Below are 13,194 nucleotides of genomic sequence, written 5' to 3'. Positions count from 1 at the left end.
GGCGGGATGGGAGATGGCAGATCACAAGAAGGCAGGATTCACGTGCAGTGATGTTTTGTTGATCCCCGACTTTAAGGAAGCTGTCGTCTTGGCTGGAGCGAGTGGCATGCAGCGAATGATTAATCGTGTCAACGTGATGGAAGTGCCCGATGTGATCGATTGGGTACGCCCGGGGGAGTTTCTGATTACCAGTGGATTTCCATTTCGTGATCAGCCGGAGGCTATTGCGGATATCATACCGCAGCTGGTGGAGAAAGGTGTATCGGCGCTGGGGATCAAAACCAAACGATTCATCGATCATATTCCTGCCCGTGCACTCGAGCTGGCTGACCAATTGGGCTTTCCGATCTTCGAGCTTCCGGCCGCGACCGTATTTTCGGATGTTGTCCGGGATATTATGGAGCGGGTCCTTGTGCAGGAGGCAAGAGAGCTTTCGCTGCTGCAAAGCCGTTTTCAAAAGCTTTCTCAACAGCTCCTGTACGGGAAAGGTTTAGAGGAATTTTTGCAAACGCTGGATGGCATATTGAACAATCCCATTGTATTGCTTGATGACTCGAATCATCTGTTCCTCTCTCCCCAGGCAGAGGAGATTGTGGAGGCAGATAATCCGATACTGTGGTCCGGTCTGCGGGAGGAGAGCAGCCTCGGTGTGAGTTTCATAACACTAGGTGAGCGCCGAATTCGTGTATATGTATCAGCCGTTAATGACAAGCAATACGACAAATGCTTGCTGGTTCTGCTGGAATGGAATCAGGAGCACTCGGTTGTCGATCGACTGACGATCGACCGCGTAGGTGTTTTGGTAGGACTCGAGATGATCAATACCAACGCCAGGCGGGAAGTAGAGCTGAAGTACGTCGATCAGTTTCTGCAGGACTGGGTTACGGGCCGAATTGTAACCATTGAGGATTTGAGGCTGCGAGCGGAAGCGTGCGGGCATCCACTTGATGATGATCAAACGCGGCATGTCGCGTTAGTGCGATTTCTGAACGTCAAACCTAGCATCAGGACCATGCAGCAGGCGATTAAAAGATTGAGAACCAAATCCAGATGTGTGGGGCTTCAGGCAACCATACTGGAGGGAGAGCTTGTCCTTCTTTTCGCAGAAGAAATGCATGGAATTCGGAATGTGGCGATGGAAGCCATTATCGCTGATATGAAAGTGATTTTCCCTGCTGAGAGCTATTCTCTCTGTATCGGCAATCGAACCGAAGCTGCGGAGAAGGTGTACGAGAGCTATAACGATGCCAAAAAGATTCATCATATCAGCTCCATTTGCGATTACCGTGAACCTTATGTGGACTATATGAAGCTAGGCGTGTTTCAGCTTTTATACCATCTGCCTGATACGGAGGAGGTTCAGGAGTATCGTGATCGATTCATTCTGCCCTTGCTTGCGTACGATGCGAAGCATAATTCCCAGCTGTTTGAAACGTTGAAGGTATACTTTAGGCATAATCGTAATGTGAAAAAGACGTCAGCGGAGCTTTTTACCCATTATAATACGGTTTCCTATCGGGTAGAGCGGGTGTGTGAATTGCTGGGGATCAGCATGGATAATGGCGATGATGTGCTGCAGCTGCATCTAGCGATGAAGCTGAATGAAATGAGACCAGCCTGATTGATATGTACGCGTCAAGGAGGGATGACGGATGAGTAAGCTGGATATGAAAATACCGCGTGAACTGACAATAAACTGGCTGCAAGCGCAATATGGGAGCGGGAAGCTCAAGCCGGAGCAGGTCATTGAAGAGATCATCCGCCGTTCCCGTGAGGACGAAGGGATGAATATTTGGATCACTCCGCCTGTGCTGGAGAGAATCAAGCCGTATTTGGACCGTCTCCAAACAATGGATACTTCCTTACCACTGTGGGGTGTACCCTTCGCCATTAAGGACAACATCGATTTGGCTGACACACCAACAACGGCTGGCTGTCCCGAATATGCATATGTTCCAGACAGGCCTGCTGCAGTTGTAGAACGATTGTTAAATGCCGGTGCGATTCCTGTAGGTAAAACCAATATGGATCAATTCGCAACCGGGCTTGTAGGCACCCGGAGTCCTTACGGTGAGACACATAACGCATTGAGCGCTGAATGGATAAGCGGCGGGTCCAGTTCGGGATCGGCTGTAGCGGTAGCGAGGGGACAGGCGGCATTCGCCCTGGGCACGGATACAGCGGGCTCTGGAAGGGTTCCTGCGGCATTGAACCGTCTCATCGGCTATAAACCGAGTCTCGGAGCCTGGTCGACAAAAGGTGTTGTTCCCGCTTGTGCCAGTCTGGACTGTGTAACTGTATTTACCCATTCAATAGACGAAGCAAGGATTGTGGATATGCAAGTACGAGGCCTTGAATCATCAGACCCATGGTCCAAGGAAATGCCGCGATTGGTCGATAAGCTTCCCGAAAAGTTGTATCTGCCTGAAAAACCATTAACGTTTTTTGGTCCGTTGGCGGAGGAATACAGCAAGGCATGGGATTCAGCCGTCCAGAGGATCAAACGATTGGAGCTGCCAGTCGAGTATGTTGATTACGCTCTCTTCGAGGCGGCTGCCGCACTTCTGTATGATGGACCTTGGGTAGCTGAGCGCTGGGCCAGTGTAGGTGAATTCATTGAATCAAGTCCAGGAGTCACTTTCCCGGTGACGGAACAAGTCTTGCGATCAGGCGGATCAGGCAAGCATGACGCAGCTTCCGTATTTACCGCGATGCATAAGCTTCAGGAACTGCGAATGATAAGCAACAAGCTTCTCCAGGAAGCGGTTCTAATCATGCCGACCTGTGGAGGCACATGGACGAGAGGACAGGTTGAAGCCGGTCCGATAGCTACGAATTCGGACATGGGGCGGTATACGAACCATTGTAATCTTCTAGATTTATGTGCGGTGGCTGTACCAGCGGGTGATGCCGCGTCTCAGATGCCTTTTGGAATTACGTTATTTTCGCTGTCTGGCAATGAGCACTTGATGGAAAACGCTGCGGCCGCGTTTCTTGAAGTAAATTTGCCGCCTCTGGAAGCAAAAAGGCAAGAAACGATCCTAGTTGCCGTCTGCGGCCTGCACATGAGAGGTTATCCACTGGAGAAGCAGATGCTGGAACACGGGGGTCAATTTGTTCGTGAGTCGCATACGGCAGAGAAGTATCAAATGGTGAAACTGCCTACAGTTCCGGCTAAGCCTGGGTTGCTGAAGAAAAAGGTAGGAGGCACTGCTATTGCGCTTGAATTGTGGGAGATTCCTGCCGCTTCTTTTGGCGCGTTCGCTGCATTAATTCCGGCCCCGCTTGGTATAGGTAAAATTGAATTGCAGGACGGGACAGAGGTGTCTGGTTTTATATGCGAGGGCTACGCTGAAGAAGGGGCAGAGGATATATCCGCCTGCGGAGGATGGAGAAACTTAGATAGGTATGAAGAAAGCGGGTTCGCTTAAACGATCGTCCTTCGATCCCAAGAACCGAATATTGTGACAAGGGAAAACAACTATGAGAGCATAAAATTCTTTCTCTTTCATGCTGTCACATGAATAATCCATGATGTTATATGCAAATTCATCGGTCCATAATCATCAGTCTGATGCATGTCCCGAGTTCAACAAAGGGCTGCTGACTTCCTAGTCAGTAGCCCTTTATATTTTAAGTAATGACCATATAGGAACCCGCTTCCTTACCGATTAGTGATGAGTGGCTCTAAGGGACCTGAACGGCTGTTCAGGTATCCCTTTTATTCAGTCCAGCTATACGCAGCGTTTGCTCCAGTCGATCCAGATCCACGGTGAAGTCCTCTAATCCCGGAAAAAGGTCCGGTGTCGTTCGGTCATCTTGCCCATACATCATATAATAATCAAGTTTGTTATGGTTGCTGATCATCCAGTAAGTAGGCACTACATGCCGGATATGAAAAATTTCTACGACAAGGGTGTCCTTCATGCAGAAAGCGAGATTGGCCAGCCCGGCTCCGTGCGGTGAAACGATCGCTTTTGAGGAAGCAAAGAGCTGAATCTGCTGGGCAACACTCCAATCTTCCAGATAGATCGGAACAAACCCGTACGTCTCCAAAAGCCGGATGACTTCACCCTCGTTAGCTATCCGTCGTGCAGCGGCTTTGCTCCGGGAAATGAAAATGCGTTCCGGTGAATGCAGCGTTGTGTCGCGTTCAGGTAGCATAAACATGCGAAGGACAGATGTAGCCCAAGGCGGATAGTGCGAGTTCATCATTAAGGAAGGCACGACCAACCTGTCAGCCTGAAGTTCCCGATTGTCTCCAGTACGATTCACGGACGATTTCGATACGCCAAACATCAATAACGTTTCTTCTACAAATGATGCATAAGGATTCGGATTCATGATCAGCGATTGAAAAGGAACATTTAGAATTCGAAGCATACCCAGTCGCGGCAGCACATCATATAACCAATGAAAATAATTATGACTCCCGCAAAAAGTCAAAACGGCCGAAGTCCCATGGAGATACTGTTGCTCCTGTACCTTACTCCGATACAAAGCAGGGTGTTCTTCCAGTGTCAGCATTCTGTTAAGTCTTCCATCGTATTCGGGAGAAAGGTCGAAGATCAGTTTTTCATCTGATGTCAGGACAGAACCTGATGTTCCCCAAACACGACCATTCGATATGTATGCAACATACCCGCCTTCCGGATGAACGGTATAGGGCATCAGATAACGATGAATTTTCGTTTCAAGGGTTTTCGGTACCTCGTATTTAGCGGCTTCACCAAAATCAAAAGGGGAGACTTTTTCATCCCCGCCGGAGGAAACGGAAGCTCCCCATTCCCAAATGTCCCTGTAGAAACGGGACTTATTAGAATTTGTGCCTGTCGATTTGGCATTTTTACATATTTCATTCATTTTTCAGCCCTCCATAACCATGTGTTGCTATGAAGCTAATTTATGCATGCAGGCCTCAAAGTGATTAGGGCTGATCATATCCTTTATTTCTTCTGTACAATTTACATGCAGATCTCTTCATTACGCTGTGAACATGTCGCAGTATCATTATTTACTATTAAATAGTAAAGCTTTGGATGCTAAATCAAGTATTGTATGTTGTATATGTGCTAAAAGCTCTGGATAATTAGAATGTTACACAGTTATTATTATAGTCACTTAGACCTGAGGATAGTGCCAGATGTGTTGAATCTCTCTCCATCAGGAGAGAAGATCGACGTATTTTTTAGGTTTAATGATGCTAAGCATATGATAGTATTGGTTGAAAGAAATGAAACATTATAAGTTCGCTATCAAACACGATACGTGCTTCATTTAATGGAGAGGGGGAAACATAAATGATGAATGTTTTGTTGGTGGATGATGAGCCGTGGGTGCTCGAAGGATTGAGAACCATGGTGAATTGGGACAAATACGGTTTTCGCATTTGTGGTGAGGCGGAGAATGGCAATGCCGCCTGGTCCATGATCGAAAGTCTTCAACCGGATCTGGTGTTTACAGATATTCATATGCCCTCTGTGAGTGGCCTGGAACTGATTGACCGTTCCAAGCATGAACTGGCCAAAGCACCCCGATTCGTTATATTAAGTGGATATGACAGCTTTGAGTATGTAAAAACAGCGTTGGAGCAGAGAGTAGAGGACTACTTGCTCAAGCCTATTGATGAGATCGAGATAGAAAACGTATTGGAACAGATGGGCCGTAAAATCCAGGAAGAACAGATTTCGGCAGAAGTACACCAGCGTGATCGTGCCCTGTATGTGAATTGTTTGTTTGATCGCCTGATTCAAGGGGAAGACAGCATGGAGCTGCAGGACGAAGTGAATACCATGCTGCAAATGGAAGGTCATGAGGATATGGCCTGTCTTCTAATTGCCACGGATACCAGTAAAGATGACGTGAAAGGGCGAATACACGCTTTTGGTGGTGTCCACTGGTCGGAACCTTTTGTGGATGCTGAAGGAAACCTAGGTGTGTTCGCTGCCGATATCGATAATTCTTTGAACCTGCTTGAGTCAATGGGCAGAAATATTGTGGAGACCTATGCTGGTCATTCCTCCATGATTGTGGCCGTTGGACATCATTCGGGCACACAAATCGGTATGCGGTCAGCCTACGAGAAAGCTTTGTTCGCTCTAAAATGGAAGCGTTATCAGGGAGGGGGCGGATTTGTTCAACATCAGGATCTGCCGCAGAGTGACCCATTGGCCAGCGTAAATCAAAAAGCTTTAGCCAATCTGATGGAAGTCATTCTTTCTGGTGAACAGGATAGGTTGGAAGGGAAGATTCAAGCACTTCTTGCTGATCCTGACTTAGGATTGCCCTTCTCCAATATGGAATACGTCCGGGTTCAATTGCTTGCCCTTGAAATGAGTGTTCTCAAGGAGTTGAAAGAGCTGGATGGAGATATGGGCAGTTTTATGCTTCACGTTCAAAATAAGGCAGGCGGCATTACTAAAATCGACTCCTATCCAGCATTTCGGGATTATGCACGTGTGTTAAGTTTAAACGCTTTGGAGGCGCTGCAGGAGCGGAGAAAAGAAAAGGAATGCAGCACCATTTTTCGTGTGGTGCAATATGTCAATCAGGAATTCCGTAAGAAGCTGCAGCTTCAGGAGCTCGCACATCAATTTCACATGAACGCCAATTATTTGGGGCAGGCATTCAAGCAGCAGACGGGCAAAACGTTTCGGGAATATTTAAACGATAAACGGATTGAGGAAGCAAAAAGACTATTACGTCAAAGCTGCGCATGCGTTGCTGACATTGCGGTACAGTCTGGTTATCCGAATGCAGACTATTTTGTAAGTCAGTTCAAGCGAATGACCGGCATGGCGCCTTCGGCATATCGTAAGCAGCAATAGATCCCCCGAGAGATGAGAAGTACGAATGAAGGATGGCGATAGCAAACATGTTCAGAACATTCCGTTTTCGCAGCATCGTGAACGATATACCCTTGAATTACAAATTTATCTTGATATATGTCATTGGTATTTTGCTTCCTATCTTTGTAAGCAATGTTTTGTTTATGGATCGTATGTCAGGGTTGATCAAGGAACGGGAAGAGCAGAATTTACAAATCTCACTGGAGCGTGCGAGAAAGGATATTCATACCATGATTGATGGTGGCGTCGCCGTCAGTCATGCCTTGATTACGGACAAGTTGTTGACCGAATCCATGGATCGGGTGTATGACAGTCAGCTGGATTTCTATAACACACTCGATGATCAGCTTCGTCACCGGGTGACTTCCTATATTCCTGTGAACAACCAAATTCAGCGAATAGGGGTTTACACCGAAAATCCGACCATTGTGCCTGGCGGGGATTACTATGTTCTGGACAACGACGTACGCTCCGGAACCTGGTTCGAGCAGTGGAAGGCCGCTGGGGAAACACTCAAAGTGCTTGCATACCGTGATCAGGCAACGAATGATCGTGCAGCAACCTCTTCGTATTTAAGCGTGATTGAAAAAATGGATTACTACAACGCCGACAACTCTTATCAGAAATTGGTACGCATCGATTTCTACGTTAGTCGCTTCTATGATGTGATTGCCAGAGAAAAGAGTTCTCTGGATCTGTATCTGGTGAATGCCCAGAATCAAATTATTGTATCTGCGGATGACAAGTATCAGGGCGAGATGGAGAGTAGCTATGCTTTGTTTGATATGAGCAAAGCGGCAGACAAAGACTTGCATATCGTTCCAATCGGCAGTGCTAGTTATGTGAAAGGCTGGAAGCTTATTGGTGTTCCTCAGGAAACACGTGTCAAACAAGCAATGTTATCCATGCAGCTTTATTTCGGAATGCTGGCCGGGATTATTACCCTGATCACTTCCATTTTCATTTATGTCATGCTCCGTTCCTACAATTATCGTGTCAAGCGGCTGTCGAGACATATGCAGAAGGTGGGTAACGAGAAATTCGAACTAATCAACATGGATGGTGGACATGACGAGATTGGGCATTTGATAAGCAATTTCAATATGATGACGGCACGAATCCATTCATTGATCAACAACGTGTACAAGCTAGAAATTCAGCAGCGAAGCCAGGAGGCTGAGCGCATTCGAGCAGAGCTTAATCTGCTGCAAAGCCAGATGAATCCTCACTTTCTATTTAATACGTTGAATGCGCTGCTTGTAGTTAGCACGAAAAATAACTATGCGGACGTGAAGGATATTATCAAGGATCTGTCCAAGCTGCTTCGCCGTCTGTTGAACTGGAAGGACGATGTGGTCACGCTGGAGGAGGAAATGAGCTTTACGGTCATGTACCTGGGAATTGAGAAATTCCGTTTCCGGGACAAGTTTGAATACTATATTGACATCACTGAAGAGGCAAGGCGATATAAAATACCCAAAATGAGTATCCAACAGCTGGCGGAAAATGCTTGCAAACATGGCATCCAGGCCATTGAGGGGCTTGGCTATGTGAAGATTCAGGCTGAAATTGTGAACGAGCATCTGCGTGTTGTCGTATCTGACAATGGAAAGGGTATGGACAAGGAACGGCTTCAAGAGGTTCTGTATCACATGCGAAGCAAGGAAGAGAGCGGTGGATACAATATTGGAATACGAAATGTGTATCGCCGTCTTGAATTGTACTACGACGATAAAGTGAATTTTAATTTGGTAAGCAGGATTGGGGAGGGGACTGAGGTATCCTTTGAAATCCCGTTGCAATTGCTGGAACGTCAGGATGTAAAAGGAGGCGTGGACGATGGCATTTAAAGTGTTGTTAATTGACGATGAGCCTTTGGCGCTTGAGGGTCTGCAGTTATGGATACCATGGGAGAACCTTGGCTTTGAGGTGTGCGGTGTCTGCGGAAACGGTTCGGAGGGCCTGAAGCAAATGGAGGAGTTGAAGCCCGATCTGGTCATGGTTGATATTCATATGCCGGTGATGAATGGCCTAGAGATGATTGAGGAGTGGAGACGCAGGGGCAATGAGTCTACCAAATTCATTATCCTGACAGGGTACAGTGATTTTGATTATGCACGAAAGGCACTCAAATATAGAGTTTCACGCTATTTGCTTAAACCGCTGGATGAGGAACAGGCCGAGCTAGAGATCCGTCAGGTGGGACAGGAACTGGCTAAGGAGCGGGAACAACTATACGTCGGGCAGGTGGCACAGAGAGAGAAGGAAAATCTGGCGATGAAGGAGGCTCTGATTGGCAAAGGATTGTCCACAGAAGCTGCTGGTGTACTGGAGTCCTTGTCTGGCTCCTCTCATGTTTGGAATGTATGCCTCGTTCAGATCGCGGCAGAGGATTATTGCAGGTGGAGCACGGTTGCTGCGGAATTTTTGGACAGGTCAAAAGCCATGTATGTGATTCGCTTGCGAAATGATCTGGTTTCCATCGTGTTTGGCAGTGCTGAATCAGCCTCCCATGGTTCTAGCTGCACAGCCAGACACCGATTGGAGGAATTGGCACGCCGTTTGGCGAACTTTCGCGCATTTATGGCCATTGGTGAAGCGGTGTCTTCACTTCTTTTCATTAATCATTCCAGGGTCACAGCAGAAAAAGCGCTCCTGCATACCTTTTATGAAACGAATAGGAACAGCGTTATGGACTATGAGAGCCTTAAGGATCTTACGTTCCAAAGACATGATGATCAGGTAGAGCTCACAGCGAGAATCTTGGGGGCATTTCAACTCATTGATCACGGTGCTTACAGGTCAGCAGTGGATTATATTGAGCGATCTTTTCGCCAGTTACGAGTTCTCCCGGAGGAGGCCCGCAAATACGTGATCTACCTACTTCATGAGATTCGAGCATATATGAGATCCGAACTGGCAGAGGATACGGGTGCTCCCAATCGTCTGTTCGATATTCCCAATCTGGATGAACGCCTGCTGACATGGATTGATCTGGTCGACATGCTGCAGTCGTGCGGGAGAGTCTGTTTTGAACTTTTGCTTAAGGAGAATGCTTCCGAAGCGCAGGGTATAGTACAGGATATCAACGATTACATTCATGAGCATTACCGGGAAGGCTTGAGCATTAAAATGCTTGCCGAGCGTTTCTTTTTGCATCCAGCCTACCTGGGACAGCTGCTTATACGAAAAAATGGCATTGGTTTCAATGAACTGCTACATAATTTGAGGATTGAGGAAGCTTGCCGTTTACTCCAAATGAATCAATACAAAAATAGCGAGGTCTCGGAAAAAGTTGGATACTCCACCTACCATCATTTTTTGAAGCAGTTTGAGAAAAGGCTGAACATGTCTCCGAATGAATATAAGAAACATGTCTAACAAAATACCTTTAGAAAATCGCGTACGTTTGAATCTATAGATTATAGAATGAAAACCTGAGTTTTTCTCGGAAAGAGCTATAATTCGGGTGTATTTTCCATTTAACATTAAATTTATAATGAAATTATTCAAATGAAAGGGCTTTCATGAAGGCGTAATCAAACTTTGGAGGTGCTTTATGGGGGAAAGTAAAAAGAAGTTTTTCCGTATGGGGGCAACCATGTTGTTGTCACTGAGCGTTGTACTGGCTGGTTGTTCCGGCGGTACAAATGACCCAGGCAGCGGAGAAGAGGGAAGTGGTACAGAGGTAGGGCCTGACAATCCGATAGAAATCTCGGTATTCCTTAACGAGGCCGGACAGCAGCCAACCGCTGACAACAAGATTTACAAGAAAATGAAGGATGAGCTTGGCGTATCATTCAAGTTCGAATTTCTGGCCGGTGACAAAAACCAAAAGCTTGGCGTTATGATTGCTGGTGGGGATTATCCAGACCTGATCTCAGCTGATACCAAACTGACAGCTGCAGGTTCAGTCATTCCGCTTGAAGATCTGATTGAGGAACACGCCCCGAATTTGAAAAAACATTACGAGAAGTACTGGAATCAAATGAAGGATCCAAATGATGGACATATCTACTACCTGCCAAACTATGGTGCATATAACGGCGAAGTAGCAGACACCTATTACAGCGGTCCCGCGTTCTGGATTCAAAAAGCCGTACTGAAAGAGTTCGGTTACCCGACTCCAAAAACACTGGATGAATACTTCGACCTGATCGCGAAATACAAAGAGAAATATCCGACGATTGACGGCAAGCCGACCATCGGTTTTGAGGTCCTGAACTATGACTGGAAAAACTGGGGCTTGTTGAACCCGCCTCAGCATTTGATCGGTCATCCGAATGATGGCGGAGTGGTCGTTAACGATGGCAAGGCGGAGATCTTCGCCGATAAGGATTATGCCAAACAGTACTATCAGAAGCTAAATGAAATCAATGCCCAAGGCTTGCTTGATAAGGAAGCGTTTGCACAGAACTACGATCAATACATGGCCAAATTGTCCAGTGGTTCCGTACTCGGCATGTTTGATCAACATTGGAATTTCCAAAGCGCGGAAGATTCACTCATAACACAAGACAAAATTGAACGCACTTATGTAGGTTTCCCGCTTGTGTATGACAGCAGTACCAAAGACTATTATCGTGACCGCGCAGCACTGAATCTCAACAATGGTTTCGGTATTACCGTGAGTGCCAAAGACCCTGTAAAAATCCTCAAAGTACTCGACAAACTGATGGAGGAAGAATGGCAAAAAACACTCACTTGGGGCATTGTGGATGAAGACTATTATGTCAATGAAGAAGGCCGCTTCATGAAGACGCAAGAACAACGCGACAATGCAGCGGATGCTGCTTGGAAGCTTGCCAACAAAGCTGACGCATTTTATGGAACTGCGCCGAAAACGGAAGGGTACTTTAGCGATGGCAACGCAACTTCGGCAAGTAATCAGCCAGAAGAATACCAGGCAAGCTTGAAACCGTTTGATAAGGAAGTTTTGGATGCATATGGTTTCAACAGCTATGTCGATTTCTTCAGTGCTCCACCAGAGAATCCGGTAACTTACCCTGCTTGGTCTGTCGATGTGGTAGAGGGATCTCCAGCCAAGATTGCCAATACGAAGTTGAACGAATTGTCGACCAAATATCTGCCAAAAGCAATCTTGGCCGGTACATCAGAGTTTGACAATGTTTGGAACGAATACGTTTCCGAGATTCAAAAGCTTGACATCAAGGCATATGAAGATCGTATCAATGAAGTGTTGAAGTGGAGAATTGATAACTGGTCTGTGAAATAAAAACAACTTATGTCAGGAAGGAAGATCACCTTCCTTCCTGATTCTTTTGAAACATGGTTATGGCAGATGTGTTCTGGTTGTTTCGACGTTTTCCTTTGATTATAAAGATGGATAGGGAGCTTGATATTATGGAGGAAATTGTAGTGGGTACCAAGCCGCTCCGCCCGAAGAAAAAACCGAAAATTAGGCGGATAACTTGGCAGAATATTAAAGCACAGAGACAACTCATTTGGATGTCTGTTCCTCTGCTTGCGTACATTATTGTTTTTGCGTACGTACCTGTATGGGGTTGGACGATGGCCTTTCAGGATTATAAACCGGCCCGGAGTTTCTCACAGCAGACGTGGGTAGGATTTAAGCATTTCCAGTTTTTATTTACCGATGACAATTTTTTGCGAGTGCTTCGCAATACGCTAGCCATGAGTATCATCAACATGATTCTGGGTTTCGTAACCGCTATTGTTCTGGCATTGCTGCTTAATGAGATCAAAAAGGTCATGTGGAAGCGGACGGTACAGACGATCTCGTATCTGCCTCACTTCTTATCATGGATTATCGTTACCGGAATCGTGGCAACATCACTTGCTTCTGACGGTATTGTCAACGATATCCTGATGAAATTGCATTTAATTGATGAGCCTATTCTATGGCTGACGGAAGGCAAGTATTTCTGGGGCGTTGTTGCAAGCTCCCACATTTGGAAAGAAGTCGGATGGAGTACCATCATTTATTTGGCGGCCATGGCCTCGATTGACCCGGCACAGTACGAAGCTGCCGACATTGATGGAGCTAACCGTTATCAAAAAATGTGGAATGTCACCTTGCCGGGAATCAAGCCTACCATTGTCATCCTGTTGATTATGTCGATCGGGCATATTCTAGAGGCCGGTTTCGAGGTTCAATATTTGCTGGGTAACGGATTGGTTGTTGACTGGGCAGAAACGATTGATATCTTTGTGCTCAAATACGGGATTGCACAGGGTAACTATTCGCTTGCGACTGCAGGCGGTATATTCAAGACCGTGGTCAGCATTACGATGTTGCTTGTAGCGAATTGGACAGCCAAGCGGCTTGGGGAAGAGAGGCTCTTATAAGATGAAAAAAACACCA

Annotated in this window: 8 protein-coding genes; 7 read left to right on the top strand and 1 reads right to left on the bottom strand. The window is 46.4% G+C overall.

Features of this window, described 5'->3' with window-relative positions:
* Positions 1–13: 13 nt before the first annotated feature.
* Together AC3RCI_RS17055 and atzF are read left to right on the top strand one after the other, a co-directional pair.
* Positions 14–1,621, top strand: a complete 1,608-nt coding sequence (locus AC3RCI_RS17055; RefSeq protein ID WP_492525678.1) for a PucR family transcriptional regulator — start codon at positions 14–16, stop codon at positions 1,619–1,621.
* Between the two features lie 31 nt (positions 1,622–1,652).
* Positions 1,653–3,431 carry an allophanate hydrolase gene (gene atzF / locus AC3RCI_RS17050; RefSeq protein WP_492525676.1) on the top strand — a complete coding sequence of 593 codons (1,779 nt, stop codon included), beginning with the start codon at positions 1,653–1,655 and terminating at the stop codon, positions 3,429–3,431.
* Positions 3,432–3,708: 277 nt separating this feature from the next.
* Here the strand turns inward: atzF and AC3RCI_RS17045 are convergent, their stop codons facing one another.
* A complete protein-coding gene (locus tag AC3RCI_RS17045) occupies positions 3,709–4,863 on the bottom strand; it encodes a glycosyltransferase family 61 protein (RefSeq protein ID WP_492525674.1) in 1,155 nt (384 codons plus the stop codon).
* Between the two features lie 437 nt (positions 4,864–5,300).
* Between AC3RCI_RS17045 and AC3RCI_RS17040 the strand changes: the two genes are divergently transcribed.
* From AC3RCI_RS17040 to AC3RCI_RS17020, 5 genes are all read left to right on the top strand, one after another.
* Positions 5,301–6,827, top strand: coding sequence for a response regulator transcription factor (locus tag AC3RCI_RS17040; protein WP_492525672.1), 1,527 nt, complete (start codon positions 5,301–5,303; stop codon positions 6,825–6,827).
* Positions 6,828–6,874: 47 nt separating this feature from the next.
* Positions 6,875–8,698 carry a sensor histidine kinase gene (locus tag AC3RCI_RS17035; protein WP_127536833.1) on the top strand — a complete coding sequence of 608 codons (1,824 nt, stop codon included), beginning with the start codon at positions 6,875–6,877 and terminating at the stop codon, positions 8,696–8,698.
* Positions 8,688–10,229, top strand: coding sequence for a response regulator transcription factor (locus tag AC3RCI_RS17030; RefSeq protein WP_492525670.1), 1,542 nt, complete (start codon positions 8,688–8,690; stop codon positions 10,227–10,229). Before AC3RCI_RS17035 ends, AC3RCI_RS17030 begins: the two co-directional genes overlap by 11 nt.
* Before the next feature lie 178 nt (positions 10,230–10,407).
* Positions 10,408–12,084 carry a type 2 periplasmic-binding domain-containing protein gene (locus AC3RCI_RS17025; RefSeq protein WP_430197076.1) on the top strand — a complete coding sequence of 559 codons (1,677 nt, stop codon included), beginning with the start codon at positions 10,408–10,410 and terminating at the stop codon, positions 12,082–12,084.
* 128 nt (positions 12,085–12,212) lie between these two features.
* Positions 12,213–13,178: an ABC transporter permease gene (locus AC3RCI_RS17020; protein ID WP_127536836.1), complete on the top strand. Its 966-nt coding sequence runs from the start codon at positions 12,213–12,215 to the stop codon at positions 13,176–13,178.
* Positions 13,179–13,194: the final 16 nt, after the last annotated feature.

The organism is Paenibacillus sp. MT124 (assembly GCF_058792755.1).
This window is presented reverse-complemented; position numbering and strand designations above follow the sequence as displayed.

Coding starts and splice junctions, on each gene's coding strand:
- AC3RCI_RS17025 (WP_430197076.1), top strand. CDS start 10,408: ATGGGGGAAAGTAAAAAGAAGTTTTTCCGTATGGGGGCAACCATGTTG.
- AC3RCI_RS17020 (WP_127536836.1), top strand. CDS start 12,213: ATGGAGGAAATTGTAGTGGGTACCAAGCCGCTCCGCCCGAAGAAAAAA.
- AC3RCI_RS17035 (WP_127536833.1), top strand. CDS start 6,875: ATGTTCAGAACATTCCGTTTTCGCAGCATCGTGAACGATATACCCTTG.
- AC3RCI_RS17040 (WP_492525672.1), top strand. CDS start 5,301: ATGATGAATGTTTTGTTGGTGGATGATGAGCCGTGGGTGCTCGAAGGA.
- AC3RCI_RS17055 (WP_492525678.1), top strand. CDS start 14: ATGGCAGATCACAAGAAGGCAGGATTCACGTGCAGTGATGTTTTGTTG.
- atzF (WP_492525676.1), top strand. CDS start 1,653: ATGAGTAAGCTGGATATGAAAATACCGCGTGAACTGACAATAAACTGG.
- AC3RCI_RS17030 (WP_492525670.1), top strand. CDS start 8,688: ATGGCATTTAAAGTGTTGTTAATTGACGATGAGCCTTTGGCGCTTGAG.
- AC3RCI_RS17045 (WP_492525674.1), bottom strand. CDS start 4,863: ATGAATGAAATATGTAAAAATGCCAAATCGACAGGCACAAATTCTAAT.